This is a genomic window from Pseudoselenomonas ruminis (assembly GCF_008271295.1).
GTDB lineage: Bacteria > Bacillota > Negativicutes > Selenomonadales > Selenomonadaceae > Selenomonas_A > Selenomonas_A ruminis.
The window spans coordinates 21248-43053 of the sequence record NZ_VTOY01000015.1 but is presented as its reverse complement, the minus strand read 5'-3'; the positions used below and the strand labels follow the sequence as shown (position 1 = coordinate 43053).

Here is a 21806-nt window from a genome sequence, read left to right as displayed (position 1 = left end):
AGAGAGCTTTTAGTGAGGGGAGTCTGGGGAGGCTCCCTTAGGGGAAAAGAAACGAAAGTGGGGAAAAAGTAAGTTATGGAAATCTTGTTATCCGTTTGGGAGTTTTTCCAAAACAACATCCTGACGAAACCGGCCTTTTTCATCGGTTTTATCGTCTTTGCTGGTTACGCACTTTTAGGTAAGAAATGGTATGAGTGTCTGGCAGGCTTTATCAAAGGTACTGTCGGCTATATGATCTTGAATGTCGCATCTGGCGGACTCGTCGGCAACTTCCGTCCGGTGCTGGCAGGCCTCAAGGACAGATTCGAGCTGTCGGCTGCCGTTATCGACCCGTACTTCGGTCAGGCAGCAGCCCAGGCCTCGGTAGAGAATATCGGCCGTTCCTTCTCCATGATGATGATGGTACTGCTGATTGCCTTTACCATGAATATCCTCTTGGTACTATTCCGTAAGTATACGAAGATCCGCACCTTGTTCATCACTGGTCATGTCATGGTACAGCAGTCCTCGACGGCATTGTGGCTCGTCCTCTTCTGCTTCCCAGGCCTTATGGACCCGCAGGTTGTGGTAATGCTCGGTATCCTCCTTGGTACCTATTGGGCAGTGGCCTCGAACCTCACCGTTGAGCCGGTGGCAAAGCTCACCGAGGGCGGCGGTTTCGCTACTGGTCATCAGCAGATGTTTGGTATCTTCCTGGTATCCAAGATTGCTAAGAAGATCGGCGATCCGAAAAAATCTTTGGAAACCCTCAAACTGCCGGGCTTCCTTTCCATCTTCAATGAGAACATGGTGGCAACCGGCGTGCTCATGACCATCTTCTTCGGTACGATCATCACGATTCTGGGCCCGGACCTCATGCATCAGATCGATAAGGGCTTTGGCAAGAATCAGAACTTCCTGTTCTATATCCTTGAGAAATCCTTAAACTTCGCTGTTTACCTAACTATCCTGCAGCTTGGTGTCCGTACCTTCGTATCGGAGCTCACGAACTCCTTCCAGGGTATCTCGGAAAAACTCCTGCCGGGTTCTGTTCCGGCCGTCGACTGCGCCGCAACGTATGGCTTTGGTCATCCGAACGCCGTAACCTTCGGCTTCTTGTTCGGTGCTTTTGGCCAGTTCCTGGCCATCATGGGTCTTATCGTTTTCAACAGCCCAATCCTCATCATCTCGGGATTCGTGCCGCTGTTCTTCGATAACGCAACCTTTGCTGTCTTTGCCAACCGTCTCGGCGGTATCCGCGCCGCAGCAATCATCCCGTTCTGCAGTGGTATCATCCAGGTACTCGGCGGCGGCTTTGCTGCTTATCATTTCACGACGGGTAACTTCGGTGGCTGGCATGGCAACTTTGACTGGGATGCTGTCTGGCCCTTTATCGGCGTCATCATGGAGAACTTGCAGTACGTCGGTGTAGCAGCCGTAGTCATCCTGCTGCTGGCTATCCCGCAGATTCTCTACCAGCGCAACAAGGATACTTACTTCGTCATTGCCGAGGACTTTGATAAATACAAGGAAATCCTCGCCAAGAAACAGGGCGTACCTGTGGATGAAGTCGTCATTGATTGATTGTAGAAATTCGCTTTGTGATTATAAAGGAGTGCTTCAAAATGGCTAAATTGAAAGTTATCGCTGCATGTGGTTCGGGTATGGGTTCTTCTCAGATCATCAAGATGAAACTCGAGAAGGTCTTCAAGAAACTGGGCCTTGATGCAGAAATCTATCATACGAATGTTGGTGATGCCAAATCCCAGGCCAACAACTACGATGTGGTGTTCTGCTCCGAGTCGCTGGTGGGCACCTTCACGGGAACCAAGGCTACGGTCATCGGCCTCAAGAATCTGCTGGCCGAAAAGGAAATGGAAGAGAAAATCCAGGCAAATATCGTCAATGGCTAATAGCTGAGAATCAGCAGGGCTGCTGCAAAGTGCAGCAGCCCTTTTTATGCCTTTTTTGTGACTGGGGGAAGGAAAAATGAGTAAATATCAGTTAGGGCTTTACGAAAAATCCATGCCCGGTGACCTGACCTGGGCGGAAAAATTACAGGCGGCTAAGAACGCTGGCTTTGACTATGTGGAAATGAGTATTGATGAGACCGATGCGAAACTGGCACGGCTGGATATGACCGATGGGGAGATTGACGAAGTTCGCGCCGCCATGCGGGCAACAGGGGTGCCCTTCCGTTCCATCTGCCTAAGTGGTCACCGCAAGTTCCCGCTGGGTTGTCCTGACATGCAGAAACAGGACCGCAGCCTCGATATCATGCAGAAGGCGGTGGCCCTGGCGGCAAAGCTGGGCATCCGCACGATCCAGCTGGCTGGCTATGATGTCTACTATGAGGAAGGCACGGACAAGACGCGGGCAGATTTCCTGCAGAATTTGCGCAAGGCTGCCGACATGGCGGCGGCCGAAGGCATCCAGATGGGCTTTGAGACGATGGAAACGCCGTTCATGGACACAGTGGAAAAGGCCATGAACTATGTGCGGCAGGTGGATTCGCCATATCTCGGCGTTTATCCGGATTCGGGCAACATCACCAATGCCGCCCTGCTCTACGATGGCGATGTGGCGGATGACCTGGAGACGGGCCGCGGCCATATTGTGGCCGTGCATCTAAAGGAAACCGTACCGGGCAAATATCGCGAGATTCCCTTTGGCACCGGCCATGTGGACTTCCAGAAAATCGTCAATAAATCCTGGCAGCTAGGGGTCAGACGCTTCGTCGGCGAGTTCTGGTATGACCCGCAGACGGACTGGCGCGAAGAACTGCAGAAAGCCAACGATTTTCTGCGTTCGTATTTGGATAAGGCAGAATGAGAAAGAAGGATAATTATGTTCAATGTCAATAAAAAAGTAATCGGGGAACTGGAAAAATGCTATTCGCTGGCCATGCTCCACTATCAGGGCAAGGACCATTTTCTCTGTGCAGCCGAAAAAGTCAACAACTGCTATCTGATAAGCCTTGAAGGCGAGATTGAGGAAACGGTCTGGGAAGGCCCGGGCGGCGTCATGACGATGGTACAAGTGCCGGGCACTGATGGCCAGTTCCTCGCTACGCGCAAATTCTACTCGCCCAATGACTCCAAAGAGGCCTCGATTGTCGTCGTCACGCCGAAGGGCAAGAATGACTGGGAAGTTCGTACGCTCTGCGACCTGCCGTTTGTCCACCGCTTCGATATCCTACAGGCTGGCGGCAAGAACTATATCCTTGCCTGCGCGTTGAAATCTGACCATGAGTATAAGGAAGACTGGCGCTTCCCTGGCAAGCTCTTTGTCGCTGAGCTGCCCGTTGACCTGTCCGCGTTTAATGATGACAACCAGCTCCAGCTAACGCCAATCAAGGACAATATGCTCAAGAATCACGGCTACTACCGTCACTATGAGGCCGATGGTTCGACGAGCGGCATCGTATCGTTTGATGGCGGCGTATTGCAGGTGTTTCCGCCGCAGGCAGCAGGCGGATCGTGGCGCATCGAGGAGCTCATCACGGATGCGGCCAGCGATGCCGTGCTCATGGATTTAAACGGTGATGGCGAGGAGGAACTCTGCGCGATTGCGCCGTTCCATGGCGACACGGTAAATATCTACGAGAAAAAGAACGGCAAATTCGAGCTTGCCTACACGCATCCCGAGAAACTCGAATTCCTCCATGCAATTTTCGGCGGCGATATCTGTGGCAAGCCGACCTGGATTATCGGCAACCGCAAGGGCGACCGGCTGCTCCTAGCCTTCACCCATGGAGCTGATGGCTATGAGGCACAGGAACTCGATCGTGGCCGTGGTTCGGCGAATGTGCTACACTATGTCTATGAAGGCAAGGACATCATCATCGGCGCGAACCGCGAGACGAATGAGATTGCGCGCTACGAGCTGACGGAATAAGCAAAACCTTGGGAGGAAACATCATGCTGGAAGAACTCAAACAAAAAGTCTATGAAGCCAATATGCTGCTGCCAAAGCATCATCTGATTACCTTTACCTGGGGCAATGTCTCGGGCATCGACCGTGAGAAGGGCCTGTTCGTCATCAAGCCGTCGGGCGTTGAGTACGACGTACTCAAACCCGAGGATATGGTTGTTGTTGACCTTGAGGGCAACAAGGTCGAAGGCGAGCTCAATCCGTCATCGGATACCGAGACGCATCGCATCTTCTATAAAGAATTCCCGCATATCGGCGGTGTCGTGCATACGCATTCGCGCTGGGCGACGATTTTTGCTCAGGCTGGTCAGGGCGTACGTGCCTATGGCACGACGCAGGGGGACTACTTCTACGGCGAGATTCCGTGCACGCGCGATATGACCGAGGAAGAAATCCAAGGGGAATACGAGTACAATACGGGCGTTGTAGCGGTAGAACGCTTCAAGAAATACGGCATCAACCCCGACTATGTGCCGGCTGTCCTCGTCAAGAACCACGGCCCGTTCTGCTGGGGCACGGACTGCATGAATGCTGTCCACAATGCCGTCGTACTTGAAGAAGTAGCCATGATGGCGTTCCATACGCAGATGCTCACCGGCGACCGCGACCCGATGCCGCAGGCGCTTTTAGACAAGCATTTCCTCAGAAAACACGGCCCGAACGCCTACTACGGGCAGACAAAAAAATAAATTAGGTATGACATGCTGACTATATGATATACTGGTATAGCCACAGCCCTCATCAAGCTAATTCGGCAAGGGAGGGAGGTCAGCAATTTGTTCATATCTAAAATACTGCTTGAGCTGCTTGTCAGTATTATCGGGAGTATTCTCGGTACCTTGATCTTGCAGATGCTGGGGCTGTAAGTAAGCGCAGCCACTGTGGCACCAGCGAGGTGCGCCAATCATCACGGCGCACGAAAAAGCCCTTGGGGTCATCACTCCCAAGGGCTTTTTCAATGGCCAACATATGTCCATATCTAAATACTACATCTATTGTAGCATCCTCATATCTATTCGTCAATATAACTATTCCGCGGGCAATCAATAAGACGATTTGTTTATCGTTCCATGATAGCCTCGATAGATTTCACGCAAGCATTGCGGAAGCCGTTTTCCTCCAGTGCCGTGACGCCGCGGATGGTGGTGCCGGCTGGCGAGCAGACGTTATCCTTGAGCACGCCCGGATGTTCGCCTGTTGCGAGCTGCAGTTTGGCCGAGCCGAGAATCATCTGGGAAATCAGCCGGTAGGCATCGGCGCGTTTCATGCCGTATTTTACAGCGGCATCGCCATAGGCCTCAATCATAAGGTCGACGAAAGCCGGGCCGCAGCCAGTGACAGCACCGCCGATACCCATCTGGGAAGTGGGCAGTTCCTGAACAAGGCCGACGGATTCGAAGAGTTTCATGATTTCCGTGCGTTCTTCCGGCTGCAGGGAATTCGTTTCCTCAAAGAGCAGGACGCCTTCGCCGACCATGGCCGGTGTGTTGGGCATGACGAACTGGATGCGGGTATTCGTCTGGAGGTGTTGCTGGTATTTGACATGGTCCCAGCCGGCAGCTACGGAAATCAATGCTTTGCCTTCAAGGCTGTTGCCGAGGTCATTGAGAACCGATTCGATTTGGTAAGGCTTGCAGGCCATGACCAGCGTGTCCGCAGCTTCGGCGAGCTCCTTTACGGATTCGCAGGGAGTAAAGCCGATGCGCTGGCTGTTCTTTTTCAGCTTATCCTGATTGGGGGCAAAGGCGAAAACTTTTGACTTGTCAATGCTGCCGGACTGGATGAAACCAGCCGCAAGCGCCTGGGCCATGTTTCCCATACCGATAAAACCTAATTTATTCATGGTGAAATCCTCCTGATTGTAATGGTAATGTTTTATAGAAATAGACAAATATTCATCAAGCGATTACTATTGTACACTATTTTTCTTCATTGTGCCACTGTTGTTTCCCGGTATCAGGGGGGGATGGGGCAGGAAGCAGGAATATTCTTTCGAAATGTAGAATTAGTGGACAAGGGTAAAGAAGAAAACAGGGAAATGGTGGATACCAGCAGGAAGATAGGAAAATTTCATGATGAGGAGGCAGGCTATATGATTCCATTAGAAGAGAAGATTGGTATTTGGCGTGGGATGCCTACTGAAACAGCCGAGGAAGTCCTTTGGGCGGATAATTACTACCAGGAAGAGCTGCTGCCGCTGGCGTTGAAGCGGTTTGCCAAGCGGTATGATAGTGGCAGCCTCCCGGAATATTACGGTATGATTCTGCTCCTGGGCAGTGCCTGGGAAGATTTGGCGTTCAATGTCGGGCTTTTGAGTCCGCAGAATATCCATGTGATTTGCCGGAAAGAGGATATGCCGGCTTATCGCCATCTGGTGGATAATTTGCAGCTTGAGGAAGACCGCTGCCTGTGTACGACTATTCCTGAAGCCGGTGTTTCATCCCTGTATCATGTGATAAAGAAGCAGCATGACATTTGGGACTCCATGGGGAAAAGTGCCGTGGATATCACGGGGGGCGATATGGCAACGCTTCCAGCGGCCGCAATGGCGGCGGCGGTATTTGATATGGATGTATACCGCCTGTCGTTTGAACGCGAAGCGAAAAGCCGGAAACATAAACCGGGAACCGAGCGGATGATTCGCATTGAATCGGTGCAGCCATTCCTTGAAACGTGAAAAGACAAAGGTTGACACTCATGAATTACGGTGTTACACTTAAGAAGATATGTAAACCGTTGAGGCGAGGATAACGTCAGTAACGCTTCTCCAGAGAGTCCGGGGTGCTGCAATCCGGATGAAAAACGAGCTGGCAAATGGGTCGCTGAGGGCACACTGAAAGGCTGAGGCCAAGTAGGCTGTGACGTCTGGCACGCGTGAGATGCCGGGAGTATGATTGTACTCCGCTAAGCGCATGGCAATGAGGCCATGAATCAGGGTGGCACCGCGAAAGATTTCGTCCCTGGCAGTTTTTACTGCCGGGGACTTTTTTAGTGCTCCGGCACAAAAAGGAGCGTATTTCGATATGGAACAGAAACAGGAAGCAAAAAAAATTATTCTCTCGGGCATTCAGCCGACGGGCGTATTTACGTTGGGCAATTACCTCGGGGCAGTCAAGAACTGGCAGAAGATGCAGGAAGAGTATCAGTGCTATTACTTTATCGCTGACCTCCACTCGTTGACCATTCAGATTGACCCCGTAAAACGCCGCCAGCAGACCTTGCAGGCATTTGCTCTGCTGCTGGCTTGCGGCATCGATCCGGAGAAAAGCCTGGTGTTTGTCCAGAGCCATAACAAATGTCATGCGGAGATGGGTTGGATTATGGACTGTGTATCTCAGTTTGGCGAGCTTTCCCGCATGACGCAGTTCAAGGATAAATCCTCTAAGCATCCGGAAAATATCAATGCAGGCCTCTTTACCTATCCGGCCTTGATGGCTGGCGATATCCTGCTTTATCAGGCAGACTATGTACCTGTTGGTGCTGACCAGACGCAGCATCTTGAATTCACCCGTGATGTAGCCGCTCGGTTCAACCACAATTACGGAGAAATCTTCAAGTTGCCGGAGGGGTATTTCCCGAAAGCTGGTGCCCGTGTCATGAGCCTGCAGGACCCGACCAGCAAGATGAGTAAATCCGATGAGAATCCGAAGGCGACGATTTCGATTCTTGATGATGAGAAAACCATCCTCAAGAAATTCAAGAGCGCGGTAACCGACAGCGAAGCCAAGGTATGCTTCCGTGAGGACAAGCCGGGAGTCAGCAACCTCATGACCATTTACTCGGCCATCACAGGCAAAACAATGGAGGAGATTGAGGCTGAGTTCGAAGGCAAGGGCTATGGTGATTTCAAGGCAGTTGTCGGCCAGACGGTTGCCGATGAATTGAAGCCAATCCGCGAGAAATATGCCGAGCTCATGAATGACCGTCCGTACCTTGAAGAGAAGATGCGCGAAGGGGCTGAGCGTGCAACGTATATCGCCCGCAAGACCCTTACGAAAGTCAAAAAACGCGTCGGTTTGTTGATGGAAAAATAAGGAGAATATTATGTATCGCCTGACCTCAAAGCTTATCATTTACCGCAAGATCGAAAAGGACAGCATCCTGTTCAAGCTGGCAGATATCTGCCGTCAGTTCGAGACCGGGACCTATAATCCGGAAGCATTGTCCGGGGAAGTTTTGACGGAAATCACCCGGCTTTTGGATGTGGCCACCCACTATGGATTTAATGGCAACCTTTGGCATAACTATCTGGCTTTTTTGCTGGCGACAACGGAAACACCGTTTACGCTTGTCTGCGAAAAGCATGGTGCCAGTGAAGGCAGTGTGCAGAAATTTGCCCGCAGTGATTTGGAGATTTTTCGCAAGCTGCTGCATTATGATTTCGGCATGCTGGAGCGGGCTTTGGGGCTCGATTGTTTTAGTATCATCGAGAACTATCAGGCAGTAGAGAAAAAAGAGCAGATTTACAATAAGAGCGTCAGCGAGAAGGTTCGGGAGCTCAGCAGCCAGATTGAGGAAGCCAAAGATGGTGCCGATATGTACCGCATCATCACGGACTTCTATCGGCGCTATGGTGTCGGCATGTTTGGCCTCAATAAGGCGTTCCGCGTATCGCCCAATATTGAAGTTACCGGGGAACTCTTAGAACCCATCACGACGACCGGTGATATGCGGCTCGATGATTTGATTGGCTATGAAAATCAAAAGAAACGTCTCAAGGATAACACCGAAGCCTTTGTGGCTGGCCGCAAGGCCAATAATGTCCTGCTCTATGGTGATGCCGGTACTGGTAAATCTACGAGCATCAAGGCCATTCTCAATCAGTATTATGACCGCGGCCTGCGCATGATAGAAGTTTATAAGCATGAGTTCAAATACCTTCAGCGCATCATCGCTCAGATAAAGAACCGCAATTACAAGTTTATTATCTATATGGATGACCTTTCCTTTGAGGAATTTGAAATCGAGTATAAATATCTCAAAGCCGTTATCGAGGGCGGCCTTGAGGTCAAGCCGGACAACGTGCTGATTTATGCGACGAGCAACCGCCGTCATTTGATTCGCGAGACCTGGAATGACCGTCCGGATGTCGTGGATTCCGATATGCATCAGACGGATACGGTTCAGGAGAAACTGTCGCTGTCGGCACGCTTTGGCCTGTCGATTGGCTATTTCAGCCCGAGCCGTCAGGAATTTTATGACATGGTTATCCAGCTGGCCCATCGTCATCCGGAAATCACGCTTTCGGATGAGGAGCTCCGTGCCGGAGCCGTCAAGTGGGAAATGGCCCATAGTGCTATTTCGGGACGCACCGCCCAGCAGTATATCAATTCACTGCTAAGTGCGGATAAAATAGCAAAATAATAGCAAAGAATCTAAGAGAATATCCATAAGGGTAAATTCATTGGGGAATGTATTTTATTCTAGGGATGGGAGTGGATTTTTGCATGTCGGGATTTAAGGGGTTCAATCGGAAGAAAGTTACGATTGTGGATGTAGCTGAGCGGGCAGGGGTGTCAAAAACAACGGTTTCCCGTTATCTCAATGGCAAGTATGAGTACATGTCCGGGCAGTCCCGGGCGCGGATTGCCGAAGTCATCGAAGAACTGGGTTATCGCCCGAGTCCTTTGGCCCGCAGCTTGAAATCCAAGTACCGGTATGTGCTGGGTGTCGTGATGGCAGATATCACCGACCCGTATTGTGCCAAGCTCATGAAGGGGATTGCGGAAAGGTGTTCGCAGGCCGGTTACCGGATTATGTTTGGCGATTCTGCCGGGGATAGAGGCCGGGAACTTGGTTACATACAGGATATGCTGGACCAGAGTGTGGATGGAATCCTGCTCGACCCGCTCGACCGGGAAACGGAATTGCTCTGGGAACTCGATGACAGTGAAGTAAAACTTATGGTAATGGACCGCACGGAATCGGCAGAATCCGTCGTAGAGATGGGAAGGCTCTACGTGGACGAGCTGCTCAAGTGTTTGGGACAGAAAAAAAGGTGACTCAGTTTTGAGTCACCTTTTTTGTTAGTCAAATTCGTATGGTTTTGATACTTTATGGTAAGTGGTGTGCAAGAGCTCATGGGCCCGCTGGCTGAGCGGTTCGCCTAGGAAATCACGGTAAAGGGTCTGGATTTCCGGGTTTTCATGCGATTTGCGCAGGGGCAGGCCGCGGTCGATTTCGTAGAGGGCGGCCATGCGCTTTTTACGAATCGCGTTGGTCGTACCGATCGGCTGGCCGCCGCCGCCGATGCAGCCGCCGGGGCAGGCCATGATTTCGATGAAATCGTAGGGACTCGTGCCCTTTTTGACTTGTTCCATGATGCGGCGGGCATTTTGGAGGGTATGGGCTACGCAGACGCGGACTTCCCGGCCCTTGACGTTAATGACAGCTTCCTTAATGCCTTCAAAGCCGCGGACTTCGTTGAATTCGATTTTTTCGAGTGTTTCGCCCGTGACTTTTTCGTAGACGGTGCGCAGGGCGGCTTCCATGACGCCGCCAGTGGCACCAAAGATTGCGCCAGCGCCGGTGCCAAGACCGAGTGGATTGTCAAATTCGCTTTCGGGCAGGTTTTTGAAGGAGAGGCCGACGTATTTGATGAGTTTTATGAGCTCGCGTGTCGTAAGCACGATGTCGACATCGGGAATGCCGTTGCGGCTCATTTCCGGACGGGCGGCTTCGAATTTCTTGGCTGTGCAGGGCATGACTGAAACCGTGACGATATCCTTTACATCGATGCCGGCATTTTCCGGATAATAGGTCTTGGCGATTGCCCCGAACATGCTCATGGGGGACTTAGCCGAGGATAGATGCCCGATGCAGTTCGGGAAATGCTTCTCCATGTAGTTGACCCAGCCCGGGCTGCAGGAGGTCATCATCGGCAGGGTGCCGCCGTTTTGCAGGCGGTCAAGGAACTCGGCGCCTTCCTCCATGATGGTGAGGTCAGCACCGAAGTTGGTGTCGAATACTTTGTCAAAGCCTAAGAGCTTTAGCGCAGTGACCATCTGTCCGGTGACGATGGCGCCTTCTTCCATGCCAAAAGCATCGCCGAGGGCTACGCGTACCGATGGCGCAACCTGAACGATAACGTGCTTCTGCGGGTCCTGCAGGGCGTCGAGTACCTTATTTGTATCGTCTTTTTCGACGATAGCGCCTGTCGGGCAGACGAGGCTGCACTGGCCGCAGAGAATGCAGTCGGTGGCTTCCATCGGTTTATTGAAGGCCGTGGTAACGACGATGTCACTGCTGCGGCCGGCATAGGTCAGGGCGGCGATACCCTGAACGTCTTTGCAGGCGCGGATGCAACGGCCGCAGCGGATGCATTTGGACGGGTCCCGGACAATTGAAGGATTCGTTTCAATGCGGGGTTCGTCTTTGAGAACGCTGGGCAGTGGGGAGTGCTGGATGTTGAAGCGGCTGCAGAGACGTTGCAGGTCGCAGTTCTGATTGCGTGGGCAGCTCAGACAGTCTTTGTTGTGATTGGCTAACATGAGCTGCAGGATGGATACCTGCGTATCGCGGACAATCTGGGTATCGGTGTGGACTTCCATCCCCTCCCAGACTTCGGTGGAGCAAGCAGCCAGCAGGCGGCGTTTGCCGACGACTTCCACGGCGCAAAGGCGGCAGTGGGCTTTGATTCGCTGATCCTCATGATAGCAGAGGTGCGGGATATCGATGCCGAGGGTTTGCGCAGCCTGCATGATTTTCGTTCCCTTCGGCACTTCGATGGGGATATTGTTGATGGTCAGATGAACCATCGGAATATCTTTTACTTCGTTTTCTGTGGTCATGATTCAGTACCTCCGACTTCAAATACCTCTGGGAATGTCAGCATGGCAGACTGCAGGGTGTTTTGGGCAGTCTCGCCAAGGCCGCAAAGGGACGACATGCTCATGACGCGGGCAATGGTGGCCATGATGCGGATGTCTTCCTGGGTAGCCGTGTGGCTTGCAATCTTGTCGAGGATAATCTTGATGTGGAGATTGCCCTCACGGCAGGGGGTGCATTGGCCACAGCTTTCCTCGGAGAAAAATTCCTGATTCATGCGTAGAAAGTCGATGACGCTCGTGCGTTCGTCGATGACCAAAATGCCGCCAGAGCCGACCATGACACCTGCGTTGCGAAGATCGTCGTAGGTATAGGGCGTATCGAGAATCGAGGCGTCAGCAATCTTGCCGGAGGCGCCGCCAAACTGAATGAGCTGGATTTCGCGGTCATGCTGGATGCCGCCGGCGAGGTTGTAGATGATTTCGCGGACGGTAGTGCCGAAGGGAATCTCAAAGACGCCGGGATTATTGACATTTCCTGCAACGGAAATCATTTTGGTGCCAATGGATTCGCCGGAACCGCAGGACGCGTAGACCCTGCCCTTATCGACGAGCAGATGCGGGACGATAGACAGGCTTTCGACGTTATTAAGACAGGTTGGACGGGCGAAGAGGCCGCTTACTTTGATGAAAGGTGGTTTCATGCGCGGTCGTCCGGCTTTGCCTTCGATGGAACGGATGAGGGCGGTGCCTTCCCCGCAGACATAAGCGCCGCCACCTGAATAGAGGTGAAGGTTGAAGTCAAAGCCTTTGCCGAGAATGTTTTCACCTAAAAAACCATAATTCTTGGCCTGGCGGATGGCATTGAGCAGCAAGGGGCGCAGGCAGGCGTATTCGGCGCGCATGTAGATATAGCCGTCGGTGGCGCCGCAGACATAGCCGGCTATAATTAAGGCCTCGATGAGGTTAAAAGGGTCCTTTTGGATGAGTTCCCGGTCTTTGAAGGTGGTGGTTTCGCCCTCGTCAGCGTTGCAGACGACGATTTTGTTCTCGCCAACAACGGCACGGGCCTGGGACCATTTGCGCCCCAGCGGATATTCGGCACCACCGCGTCCGCGGACTTTGACCTCAGTAATCATGTCGCAGATTTTTTCGGGGTCCATGGTCACAGCCTTGCGCAGGGCCTCGAAACCACCGATATCCATATAAGATCCGATGGATGATGTATCGTACTGGCCAAAGTTCTTGGTCAGAAACTTAACTTGGTTGCTCATAACATTTCCTCCTCAGCTTACGTCAGGGAACGAAGCAGGGCTTCAATTTTTTCCTGCGAATCCAGATGATCGTAAATCTGACCGTTGATGCGCACCGAGGGAGCGCGGTCGCAGGCACCGTAGCAGGTCGTAGTCTCGAGGGTAAAGCGCCCGTCGTAAGTAGTTTCGCCAATCTTGATGTCGAGCAAACGCTGAAGCGTTTCAAGCAGGCGTTTTGTGTCGATGACGTTGACACGGCAGGCAGGCGAACTGCAGACCTGAATGGGGTATTTTGCTCGTGGCTTGGAAGAGAGTTCGCTATAGAAGTTGAGACAGTCAAAGATATTGGTGACTGGCAGCGAAAGGCGGTCAGCCAAATAGTAGGCAACGGGTTCAGAAATGTAATGACGCTCATGGAGCTCCTGCACTTCGAGCAGGATGCCGACAATCTGGGTCGGGTCGTTATCGTGGGATTCGAGAACAAGGTCTATCTTTGCCTGAAGCTCAGCAGGCAGCGGATATTCTTTCGTTTGTGCAGTCAGCATAGATAAGCCTCCTATATTTTTAATACATATATAACAATATTATTATATAATAAAATATTATAGATTGACAGTGTTTGGATAAAAAAACAAGAAGAATAAAAACGACAAAATTAGATATAATGGGCCAAAATAACTGGTATCCACAAGATATAGTGTACAATGTTACAAATTCATGGTATAATGTAGTTGCCATTAAGGGAGCATGTAAATAGACTCATACATAATACTATGGGGGGATTATTTATGGCTATCAAGAACATCGAAATGGACCGTCGTGACAGTGCGAGTTATCGCAAAATCTTGAAACGAGGAGGTTTCCTTTCTGCAAGTTACTTGTCTGTCAATGGCTTTGACGTCAACCGGCTTCGCAAGCTGGCGCTGGCAGGGGAACTTGACGCAGTACGCTGCGCTATTGGCAACTCAATCCGCTGGTATTACCGGGAACGGCAGGCGGAGAATGCTCACCTTCGTGGACTGGCATGAATATGTTGGTAATGTAATGCTGTTATTTTTGTGAATGTTGGAATCGGCTTTGCCGGTTCTCTTTTTTTTCGTTTTTTCAGGAGACTTATATGATACATTATTTTTGGCTAATTGTAATCAGTTTATTGTTATTGGTTTTTATTGTAATCCCGGCCATCGTAGTCTGGCGGCTTAGTATGAGAATTCCTGAAGATGCGGGCCGGCGCCGTTTTTTGAAGAAGGCGGCAGTCTATCCGCTGGGACTGGCGGCGGCAAGTGGCTATGGCTGTGGTTATGAGCGCTGTCATACCGTGGATAACCGCTACCGGATTCCGATGGCCGCAGGTTCATTTCCGGACGGGTATCGCGTGGCACAAATCAGCGATGTGCATTTAGGGAAATTCTTTTCGGTGGCTGATTTGCGCCAGCTGCTCGAGCGGATTGCTGCGGATGGGCCGGATATGCTGGCAATCACCGGAGATCTTTTTGATGACGAAGGGCAGAACCCCGCGGCGGCGCAGCTGCTCGATGAATATGTGGACAGGTTCGCCGATGGCATTTGGTATTGTCTGGGAAATCATGAACATTTCCGTGGCGTGAAGGAAATCAAACGCCTGCTGTCGGCAACGCGGGTTCATGCGCTCTATAACCGCGCGGAGCAGGTGCCGGGAAAATCTATCTGGGTAGCGGGAACAGATCATCCGATGATTCGGGAGACGGAGAAATTCCGCCAGTTAAAGGCGGAATACTTTGCCAAAACCATAGAGGATATTCCCGAAAAAGAACGAAAAAGTACAATAGTATTAGCGCATCATCCGGAGTTTATCGATAACGCCGCGGCAGCAGGGATACCGCTTACCCTGACCGGCCATACCCATGGCGGCCAGTTCGGCATCTTTGGCCTGCCGATTTTTCCGGTGTTCAAATATACCCGCGGCATGGTGCGGCTTGGCGATTGTTATGGATATGTGCATACTGGCAACGGCAGCTGGTTCCCTTGCAGAATCGGCTGTCCGCCGGAAATTGCTTATTTTGAATTTCGAGGTTGAAAATGGTGGATTGGCAAGCAAAGCTAGAGGCTATTTGCTCCCTGCTGGCACGGGGAAAAACTGCAGCGGCGCGGCAGGCTCTTGATGAAGTGCGCGGAGACGGGAGTGTTCCCGCTGAGGAAATGTGGCGGGTTCACGAACTTTATGGCGCGATGTTCCATGATTTGGCTGATGCTGAGGGGGCGGCGGCGGCTTACAGCAATGCGGCGCAGTCGGACCGGTTCCTGCGGAGCCAGCGGGAACATTTCTCCAATTATCTGTTTGCGCTTCACTATCTGCCGGGGATTTCGCCGGAGGAACTGTATCAGCAGCATTTGGTATATCAGGGACTTTATCGGGATACGGAGAAACTGCCACCGTGCCCGGAGTATTCGCATAACCGCATACGGATTGGTTTTTTGTCGCGGGATTTTCGCGAGTCGTCTTCGGCCAGATTCTACGAATGCCTGCTGACCCGGCTCGATGTGCGTTCCTTTGAAGTCTATGCCTATGCTTTGGCGTCCGATGAGGATGATTTCACGCGCCACTTGCAGGCGTCGGGGCTGACTTATCGTTGTCTGGCTGGTCAAAATCTTGAACAGATGGCAAAGACAATCCGTTGGGATGAAATTGACGTGCTGATGGATTTGAGCGGTCATGCCGATGGCGGCATGACCTTGATGGTAATGGCGCAGCGTCCGGCAGCAGTCCAGCTTTGCGGGATAGGCTGGTTTGATACCACAGGCCTTGCCGCGATGGATTATTTCCTGACCGATGATGCGATGGACCCTGTAGACGGTCAGGCGGAAAACTATTTCCAGGAAAAACTCTTGCGGCTGCCGCATGGTTTTTGTTTTGAGCCAACGGCGGCGATGAAGCGGCAGTTGCGAAAACCGCGTGCAGGAAGTGGCATCACGTTTGGCTGTTTCCAGAACTTCATGAAGATATCGCGTCCGGTTATGGACTGCTGGCGGGAAATCCTGAATAATCTGCCAGACAGCCGGCTGGTGGTACAGGATACGACGAGACTTTTTGAGCGGCGGTCTGTCATGCAAAAGCGGCTGGAAAATGCCGGCCTGCCGATGGAACGGGTCGAGGTTCGCCTCGGCAGTGATGACTATCTCACGCAGTATCAGCAAATTGACATCATGCTCGATACCTTTCCGTATCCCGGAGGGGCGGCAACGGCAACGGCCCTTTACCTGGGGGTGCCCGTAGTGGCGATGGGGGGTGACCATCACAGTGCACGTCTCAGTACGAGCATTATGAGAGCCGCTGGCCTTTCGGAATGGCTGGCAGATTGTACCGATTCGTACATCAAGCTGGCTTTGCAGCTGGCGGTGGATAAGGAAGGTTTGCTGGGGACGCAGCTTGGGTTGCGAGAGGAATTGGAACGCTCGGCATTGATGGATGATGCAGCGTATGTGAGGGATTTTGAGCAGGCGATAAGAAGCTGCCTGCTTTGAGAAAAGCTGGGGAAGGAGCGGGATTTTGAGACATACCCTGATGGATTTTATTGCGGGCGGGCCGGAGGCTGGCCGCTGGCTGGTTGTTGAGAGCGCGCAATATCTAAAGCCGCTGCGGGCGGCTTATCCGAATGCGGCGATTACTGCGGTTACGCGCTTTGAGGAAATAGCGAAACTGGCTGAATTTCGCGAGCTGGATATAGCATGGCATATCCTCGACTATCGCCGGGAAGAACTGCCATTTGCTGAGGAATCCTTTGATTATGCCGTGGCGGAATCCTGTTTGGAGGAAGCTTTCCAGCCCTATGAGTCCATGATGGATATCAGCCGGAAACTTACCGATGTCGGAGTTCTTTACACGTCGTATGGGAATATCCGTTATCATGGGGTACTGGCTCAGCTGCGCGAGGGAATTTTCCCAGTGCGGCAGCAGCATCTTTATGCGAAAAGTGAAGTCGTCCGCCTGCTGGACGATACGCTTTATAAAGAAATCGATTTTTTGCCAGGGCAGCAGGACGATGATTTTTCGGCCGGGGATGCGTGGGAGGCGCAGGGCTTTGATAACTTCAGCCATGACCTCAGTACGAGCTGCTGGCTGGTAGAGGCCAAGCGCAGTACCGCCGCTGTAGCCAATCTCAAGAGTCTTTATGATAAAGAGACGCGAAAGCAATTGGCACGGCTCATTCATCGCATTGAATACGATGTCGAGGCAGAAAAAAACCTCGCCGAACTCAAACGGTTCTGCGAGGAAAATATGATTTTTGATGAATACTTAGCGGATTTTATCCAAGAGATATGTGTCCGCCCATTAAAATTAACCGAATACCTAGCGCGAACATAGCCAGTGACAGGAGTCCAAGGATAACCTTGGACTTTGTTTTTTGTGAAATCCGTGCGCCAAGCTGTGCGCCAATGGCGGCACCGATTGAGATGCAGATGGCTGGCAGCCAGATGATATGGTCGAGCAGGAAGTGGGAAACAACGCCGAAAATGGCCGAGCAGGCCAGAATAAAGTGCGAGGTTGCCGTGGCGACGTGTACCGGGAAACCGAGCAGGTAAATCATCAGCGGCACATGGATGATGCCGCCGCCGACACCGAAGATGCTAGAGACAAAACCGACACCGAAGCTTGCGGTAATGCCAATCCATTTGTTGAATGTAAATCCTTCGGGCAGGTCTAAGAGGTCAACGGGGGGCTTGTGCATGGTGTTCCAGAACATGATGCAGGCCATGCAGAGCACGAACAGGCCGTAGTAGAAATCAAGCTGAGGAGCGCTGAATTCATTGACGATATAGGAACCGATAAAAGCACCCGGCAGGGTTGCGATAGCAAATGGAACCGCCGCGCGGAAAAAGACGCGCTTCTGGCGGATGTAGGCAATGGTGCCCGATACGGCATTGGACAGTACCACGACCAGCGAGGTGCCGGTAATCTGTGCTGCCGTATGGAAGTAGGGATAGAGTCCACCGTCGGACATAAAGAAAATAAAGACCGGCACACAGATAAGTCCGCCGCCGATACCAACCAAAGTGCCAAAAGTGCCGACAAAAAGGCCGAGCAGTAAAAACAGTAGAATAGCCATAAAAATCCTTTCGTTAACAGATGGGATAAACAAACATTTTTAGTATACCATACCGAATCAAGCAGATAACTTGAGGTTATCAATACGATTCTTATTTGGTATATCATAAGAGTTTGAAATATATAGACAATTCTGTCTGATTATGCTAAGATAATTTACAAGCAATCGTCGCATTTTTCAGTTTTATTATTAAATTTACAAGATGAGGTGAAAAAAATGGTTACATTTCTGGTTGCTTTGATGGCACTTATTGGTGGTTATTTCATCTACGGCAAAATCGTAGACAACCTTTTCGGCCCGACCGACAAGCCTACACCGGCGTTGGTTCATAACGATGGGGTTGACTACATTCCACTGCCGACTTGGAAAGTATTCATGATTCAGCTCTTGAATATCGCTGGCCTTGGCCCGATTTTCGGTGCGCTGGGCGGTGCTCTTTGGGGGCCATCCGTTTACCTCTGGATTGTCTTTGGTACGATTTTCGCCGGTGGTGTTCACGACTATTTGTCCGGTATGATTTCTTTGCGCGAGGATGGCAAGAGTATCTCGGAGGTCGTAGGCCACCATATGGGCAGTACGATGCTGTTCATCATGCGCGTGTTCTCCGTAGTGCTGCTGGTTCTTGTCGGTACGGTTTTCATGACAGGCCCGGCAGGACTGCTGGCAAAACTCACGGGGGTAGCCGTTACAATTGTTCTACCTTGTGTTCTGGCTTATTACTTCCTGGCAACCCTGTTGCCGATTGATGCGATTATTGCCCGTTTCTATCCGCTCTTTGGTGCCTGCCTTATCATCATGGCACTTGGCATTATGGGCGGTATGCTCTTCGGTGTCGGTGGCCACACGATGCCGGAACTTCAGCTCGCCAATCTGCACCCCAAAGGGGATGCCATGCCGATTTGGCCGCTGATGTTCATCACCGTAGCCTGCGGTGCTGTATCGGGCTTCCATTCGACGCAGTCGCCGATTATGGCGCGCTGCCTGCGTGACGAGCGCCTTGGCCGTCCGGTATTCTACGGCGCTATGGTTTCCGAGGGTATCATCGCCCTTATCTGGGCTGCTGCCGGTGTTACGTTCTATGACAGCACGGGTGGTCTCGCCAAGGCTATGGCTGCTGGTGGTGCTGGTACGGTTGTTTATGATATCTGTGTTGGTTTTATGGGCGGTGCTGGCAGCTGGACTGGTTATGTCGGCGCAACGCTGGCTATGCTTGGTGTTATTGCCTGCCCGATTACTTCTGGCGATACGGCGTTCCGCAGTGCCCGCCTGACGCTGGCCGACTGGTTCGGTGTTGACCAGAAAAAAGCTGGCAAACGCCTGCTGTTTGCGGTACCACTGCTGGCTATCGGCGGTATCCTGTCGCAGATGGATTTCAACATCATTTGGCGTTATTTCTCTTGGACGAATCAGACGCTGGCTATGATTGTCCTTTGGACGGGTGCTACCTATCTGTACCGCGTTCATAAGGGAAGCAAAGCCTGGGTTATCCCGGCTGTTCCGGCAACCTTCATGTCGGCTGTAACCTTTACCTATATCCTGCAGGCGCCGGAAGGCTTCAAGCTCGCAACGAGCGTCACCTATCCGGCCGGCATCATTTTCGCTATTGTATGTGTGGCTCTTTACGCCAGCCATACATTGTGGAAAAAGGAATCTTGATATTAGCCGATAAAGGAAGGCTCATTGACAGGAATAGAAGTCAATGAGCCTTTTTGTCATGGTATCTATTTCGTTTGAAGGCGTTTTTTACAGGATTTTATGCAGAAAAGGCGAATAAAGAAAGTAAGTAAAGACAATTTTCGCTGGCAAGAATTCCGGCAAAGGGGGAGATTCGCGTGAAGAAATATATACAGGATGATTTCATGCTCCAGACTGAGGCTGCCAAGCGACTTTATCATGATTATGTGGCCAGCCTGCCCATCATCGACTATCGGACCCATTTGCGGGTTGAGGAGATTGCAGGTGATGAACCTTATCGCAATCTCACCCAGCTGATGCTGAAGAATGCACCGGAGAAGTGGCGGCTGATGCGGGCGAATGGTGTGGCAGAGAAGTATATCACTGGTGATGCTCCCGATCGTGAGAAATTCCAGAAATTTGCCGAAACCCTGCCGAAGGCCGTGGGGAATCCGATTTATTTAAACACGCACATCGAGCTAAAAAGATTTTTTGGTTGTGAGGAAATCCTTTGCGGGGAGACGGCGGAAAAAATTTGGAACGATGCCAATGCGAAATTAAAAGACCTTTCGTCACGAAAAATCCTTGAAAGGGAAAAGGTGGAGAGTCTGGGCATTTTGGCTGACCCGTCCGCAGAGTTGCAACAGTTCGAGCAGCTCCGGCAGGATAAAACTTGCCCAGCGGCTATCATGCCGGTGTTTTGTCCGGACAAGGCCCTGCGCATCGAGGACGAAGAATGGGAAAACTATATGAAATATGAGCTGGGAACCGCAGCGGGTATTGAAATCAGTACGATGCACGATGTTTATGAGGCGTTGTCGGCACGGATGGATTCCTTTGCTTCGCTGGGTTGCTGCACGGCTGACCACACCTTGGCAGCCATCGGTTACTGCCCCGCGGAAAACTTTGAACTCGATGATATCGTTGGCCGTACTATTAACGGCAAGGGGACACCTTCGGAAAAAGCCCGCGAACAATATCAGACGGCGGTGCTGTTGTTCCTGGCCAGGGAATACGCGCGGCGCGGCTGGGTCATGCAGCTGGAATATGCCGTGGTTCGCGACAGCAATACCGTACGGGCACAGCAACTGGGGCCGGATAAAGGCGATGACTGCCTGTCGAGCGGCTGCCGAGGGGACAATCTGGCCAGATTTTTTGACCGACTCAATCGGGAGGATAAAATTCCCAAGACCATCATCAGTTCGCGCAATCCGTCTGACGGTGCGATGATTGCCTCGGTAATCGGCGCATTCCAAGGGAACGGCATAGCCGGAAAACTGCAGCTGGGTGGTTCGTGGACCTTCCAGGGGGATAAAGCGGGCATCAAAGCCCAGCTGGCCAATACGGCAAACTTCTTGCTGCTGGGCAATGCCATCCACATGGCGAGCAATGCACGCAGTTTGCTTTCCTTGAATCGTCACGAATATTATCGCCGTGTTCTATGCAACTTCGTGGGAAGGATTGTAGAAAATGGCGAATATCCGGCAGATTGGGAGAATTTAGGAAATTTAATCGAAAATATATGTTATAATAATGCTAAGTTATATTTTGCGAACGAAAAATAATACAGATAGGTGAGGAAACAGCATGCCAAAGAAATCCAAAGGTGTTGAAAGCAATGAGAAAGCACTGAAATTCCAAGAGTTTCTCATGGAGAACAATATCGACGTATTCAGCACAGAGTCGGTAGAGGATGATTATTCGACGGTAATATTCCGTTCGCGCATTGAGGCCAAGGGACAGATTCTGCCAATGGCTATCCTGATTGACACGAGTATCTTCACGGTTATCCGCACGCAAATCATCACGGGGATAACAGAAGAAAAGCGCAGTTCCCTAAAGGATTATCTCAACGAACTCAACACGCAGTACAAGATTTTCAAATACTACCTGCGCGACGATGGCACGGTCTATCTCGATATCTGCCTGCCATTTGTCGACGAGACCTTCGACAGCAAGATGATTCAGCTGATGCTTAGCGTCCTCGTCCAACACCTTGAGGCTGTCTACGAAGACATCATGGCACATATCTGGCATAAAGAAAAATAAAAAGCAGAAAAAATGGGAGCGCACTTTTGGTGGCTCCTATTTTCATGTATAATGATAAGGGAGGGTTC

General features: G+C 51.4%; 21 protein-coding genes. 16 read left to right on the top strand and 5 right to left on the bottom strand.

All coding sequences use genetic code 11. The features are described from left to right. Positions 1-75 precede the first annotated feature (75 nt). The 5 genes from ulaA to FZ040_RS12060 all read left to right on the top strand — a co-directional run bounded on the left by ulaA (position 76) and on the right by FZ040_RS12060 (position 4601). On the top strand, positions 76-1563 hold the full coding sequence (gene ulaA / locus FZ040_RS12080) for a PTS ascorbate transporter subunit IIC (protein WP_075428890.1): 1488 nt from the start codon (positions 76-78) through the stop codon (positions 1561-1563). A gap of 41 nt (positions 1564-1604) precedes the next feature. Continuing rightward, positions 1605-1892 carry a PTS sugar transporter subunit IIB gene (locus FZ040_RS12075; RefSeq protein WP_033171328.1) on the top strand — a complete coding sequence of 96 codons (288 nt, stop codon included), beginning with the start codon at positions 1605-1607 and terminating at the stop codon, positions 1890-1892. A 76-nt stretch (positions 1893-1968) separates the two neighbouring features. Then, positions 1969-2811 carry an L-ribulose-5-phosphate 3-epimerase gene (locus FZ040_RS12070; RefSeq protein ID WP_149172218.1) on the top strand — a complete coding sequence of 281 codons (843 nt, stop codon included), beginning with the start codon at positions 1969-1971 and terminating at the stop codon, positions 2809-2811. A gap of 15 nt (positions 2812-2826) precedes the next feature. Then, positions 2827-3876, top strand: coding sequence for a hypothetical protein (locus FZ040_RS12065; protein ID WP_149172217.1), 1050 nt, complete (start codon positions 2827-2829; stop codon positions 3874-3876). 23 nt (positions 3877-3899) lie between these two features. Beyond that, positions 3900-4601 carry an L-ribulose-5-phosphate 4-epimerase gene (locus tag FZ040_RS12060; RefSeq protein ID WP_074515739.1) on the top strand — a complete coding sequence of 234 codons (702 nt, stop codon included), beginning with the start codon at positions 3900-3902 and terminating at the stop codon, positions 4599-4601. A gap of 371 nt (positions 4602-4972) precedes the next feature. Here FZ040_RS12060 and proC read toward each other — a convergent pair whose 3' ends face one another. Further along, positions 4973-5755, bottom strand: a complete 783-nt coding sequence (gene proC / locus FZ040_RS12055; RefSeq protein ID WP_149172216.1) for a pyrroline-5-carboxylate reductase — start codon at positions 5753-5755, stop codon at positions 4973-4975. 249 nt (positions 5756-6004) lie between these two features. Between proC and FZ040_RS12050 the strand changes: the two genes are divergently transcribed. From FZ040_RS12050 to FZ040_RS12035, 4 genes are all read left to right on the top strand, one after another. Further along, positions 6005-6589, top strand: a complete 585-nt coding sequence (locus FZ040_RS12050) for a hypothetical protein (RefSeq protein ID WP_187620331.1) — start codon at positions 6005-6007, stop codon at positions 6587-6589. A 346-nt stretch (positions 6590-6935) separates the two neighbouring features. After that, complete coding sequence (gene trpS, locus FZ040_RS12045) at positions 6936-7946, top strand: tryptophan--tRNA ligase (RefSeq protein ID WP_149172214.1); 1011 nt, start codon at positions 6936-6938, stop codon at positions 7944-7946. A 10-nt stretch (positions 7947-7956) separates the two neighbouring features. Further along, the gene (locus FZ040_RS12040) at positions 7957-9276 is read left to right on the top strand and encodes an ATP-binding protein (protein ID WP_149172213.1); all 1320 of its coding nucleotides are present in this window, start codon (positions 7957-7959) and stop codon (positions 9274-9276) included. Positions 9277-9359: 83 nt separating this feature from the next. Beyond that, the gene (locus FZ040_RS12035; protein ID WP_187620330.1) at positions 9360-9914 is read left to right on the top strand and encodes a LacI family DNA-binding transcriptional regulator; all 555 of its coding nucleotides are present in this window, start codon (positions 9360-9362) and stop codon (positions 9912-9914) included. 24 nt (positions 9915-9938) lie between these two features. On the opposite strand, the gene FZ040_RS12030 is transcribed toward FZ040_RS12035, so the two are convergent. From FZ040_RS12030 to FZ040_RS12020, 3 genes are read right to left on the bottom strand one after another with little or no spacing between them, the layout of a single operon-like run. Then, a complete protein-coding gene (locus tag FZ040_RS12030; RefSeq protein WP_149172211.1) occupies positions 9939-11702 on the bottom strand; it encodes an NADH-dependent [FeFe] hydrogenase, group A6 in 1764 nt (587 codons plus the stop codon). After that, positions 11699-12952, bottom strand: a complete 1254-nt coding sequence (locus FZ040_RS12025) for a complex I 51 kDa subunit family protein (RefSeq protein ID WP_149172210.1) — start codon at positions 12950-12952, stop codon at positions 11699-11701. Before FZ040_RS12025 ends, FZ040_RS12030 begins: the two co-directional genes overlap by 4 nt. 17 nt (positions 12953-12969) lie before the next feature. Then, entirely contained in the window at positions 12970-13476 is a 507-nt protein-coding gene (locus FZ040_RS12020) for an NADH-quinone oxidoreductase subunit NuoE family protein (protein ID WP_149172209.1), read from the bottom strand. Between the two features lie 243 nt (positions 13477-13719). On the opposite strand from FZ040_RS12020, the gene FZ040_RS12015 reads away from it, so the two are divergent. From FZ040_RS12015 to FZ040_RS12000, 4 genes are all read left to right on the top strand, one after another. Continuing rightward, positions 13720-13959, top strand: coding sequence for a hypothetical protein (locus FZ040_RS12015; protein ID WP_033171335.1), 240 nt, complete (start codon positions 13720-13722; stop codon positions 13957-13959). Positions 13960-14135: 176 nt separating this feature from the next. After that, positions 14136-14987, top strand: coding sequence for a metallophosphoesterase (locus FZ040_RS12010; RefSeq protein ID WP_187620329.1), 852 nt, complete (start codon positions 14136-14138; stop codon positions 14985-14987). Positions 14988-14989: 2 nt separating this feature from the next. Beyond that, a complete protein-coding gene (locus tag FZ040_RS12005) occupies positions 14990-16432 on the top strand; it encodes an O-linked N-acetylglucosamine transferase, SPINDLY family protein (RefSeq protein ID WP_149172207.1) in 1443 nt (480 codons plus the stop codon). A 25-nt stretch (positions 16433-16457) separates the two neighbouring features. Then, positions 16458-17273, top strand: a complete 816-nt coding sequence (locus FZ040_RS12000; protein WP_255448874.1) for a class I SAM-dependent methyltransferase — start codon at positions 16458-16460, stop codon at positions 17271-17273. Here FZ040_RS12000 and FZ040_RS11995 read toward each other — a convergent pair. Then, positions 17215-18021 (bottom strand): sulfite exporter TauE/SafE family protein, encoded by an 807-nt coding sequence (locus tag FZ040_RS11995; protein WP_149172226.1) that lies wholly within the window; start codon positions 18019-18021, stop codon positions 17215-17217. The genes FZ040_RS12000 and FZ040_RS11995 overlap by 59 nt on opposite strands. 210 nt (positions 18022-18231) lie before the next feature. On the opposite strand from FZ040_RS11995, the gene FZ040_RS11990 reads away from it, so the two are divergent. From FZ040_RS11990 to FZ040_RS11980, 3 genes are all read left to right on the top strand, one after another. Then, on the top strand, positions 18232-19671 hold the full coding sequence (locus FZ040_RS11990; protein ID WP_149172206.1) for a carbon starvation CstA family protein: 1440 nt from the start codon (positions 18232-18234) through the stop codon (positions 19669-19671). 176 nt (positions 19672-19847) lie between these two features. Continuing rightward, the gene (gene uxaC, locus FZ040_RS11985; protein WP_149172205.1) at positions 19848-21254 is read left to right on the top strand and encodes a glucuronate isomerase; all 1407 of its coding nucleotides are present in this window, start codon (positions 19848-19850) and stop codon (positions 21252-21254) included. A gap of 22 nt (positions 21255-21276) precedes the next feature. Continuing rightward, the gene (locus FZ040_RS11980; protein ID WP_149172204.1) at positions 21277-21738 is read left to right on the top strand and encodes a type III secretion system chaperone family protein; all 462 of its coding nucleotides are present in this window, start codon (positions 21277-21279) and stop codon (positions 21736-21738) included. Positions 21739-21806: the final 68 nt, after the last annotated feature.

Excerpts from the sequence above, each read along its gene's own strand:
- ulaA (WP_075428890.1), top strand. The coding sequence starts at position 76 with ATGGAAATCTTGTTATCCGTTTGGGAGTTTTTCCAAAACAACATCCTG.
- FZ040_RS12075 (WP_033171328.1), top strand. The coding sequence starts at position 1,605 with ATGGCTAAATTGAAAGTTATCGCTGCATGTGGTTCGGGTATGGGTTCT.
- FZ040_RS12070 (WP_149172218.1), top strand. The coding sequence starts at position 1,969 with ATGAGTAAATATCAGTTAGGGCTTTACGAAAAATCCATGCCCGGTGAC.
- FZ040_RS12065 (WP_149172217.1), top strand. The coding sequence starts at position 2,827 with ATGTTCAATGTCAATAAAAAAGTAATCGGGGAACTGGAAAAATGCTAT.
- FZ040_RS12060 (WP_074515739.1), top strand. The coding sequence starts at position 3,900 with ATGCTGGAAGAACTCAAACAAAAAGTCTATGAAGCCAATATGCTGCTG.
- proC (WP_149172216.1), bottom strand. The coding sequence starts at position 5,755 with ATGAATAAATTAGGTTTTATCGGTATGGGAAACATGGCCCAGGCGCTT.
- FZ040_RS12050 (WP_187620331.1), top strand. The coding sequence starts at position 6,005 with ATGATTCCATTAGAAGAGAAGATTGGTATTTGGCGTGGGATGCCTACT.
- trpS (WP_149172214.1), top strand. The coding sequence starts at position 6,936 with ATGGAACAGAAACAGGAAGCAAAAAAAATTATTCTCTCGGGCATTCAG.
- FZ040_RS12040 (WP_149172213.1), top strand. The coding sequence starts at position 7,957 with ATGTATCGCCTGACCTCAAAGCTTATCATTTACCGCAAGATCGAAAAG.
- FZ040_RS12035 (WP_187620330.1), top strand. The coding sequence starts at position 9,360 with ATGTCGGGATTTAAGGGGTTCAATCGGAAGAAAGTTACGATTGTGGAT.
- FZ040_RS12030 (WP_149172211.1), bottom strand. The coding sequence starts at position 11,702 with ATGACCACAGAAAACGAAGTAAAAGATATTCCGATGGTTCATCTGACC.
- FZ040_RS12025 (WP_149172210.1), bottom strand. The coding sequence starts at position 12,952 with ATGAGCAACCAAGTTAAGTTTCTGACCAAGAACTTTGGCCAGTACGAT.
- FZ040_RS12020 (WP_149172209.1), bottom strand. The coding sequence starts at position 13,476 with ATGCTGACTGCACAAACGAAAGAATATCCGCTGCCTGCTGAGCTTCAG.
- FZ040_RS12015 (WP_033171335.1), top strand. The coding sequence starts at position 13,720 with ATGGCTATCAAGAACATCGAAATGGACCGTCGTGACAGTGCGAGTTAT.
- FZ040_RS12010 (WP_187620329.1), top strand. The coding sequence starts at position 14,136 with ATGAGAATTCCTGAAGATGCGGGCCGGCGCCGTTTTTTGAAGAAGGCG.
- FZ040_RS12005 (WP_149172207.1), top strand. The coding sequence starts at position 14,990 with ATGGTGGATTGGCAAGCAAAGCTAGAGGCTATTTGCTCCCTGCTGGCA.
- FZ040_RS11990 (WP_149172206.1), top strand. The coding sequence starts at position 18,232 with ATGGTTACATTTCTGGTTGCTTTGATGGCACTTATTGGTGGTTATTTC.
- FZ040_RS11980 (WP_149172204.1), top strand. The coding sequence starts at position 21,277 with ATGCCAAAGAAATCCAAAGGTGTTGAAAGCAATGAGAAAGCACTGAAA.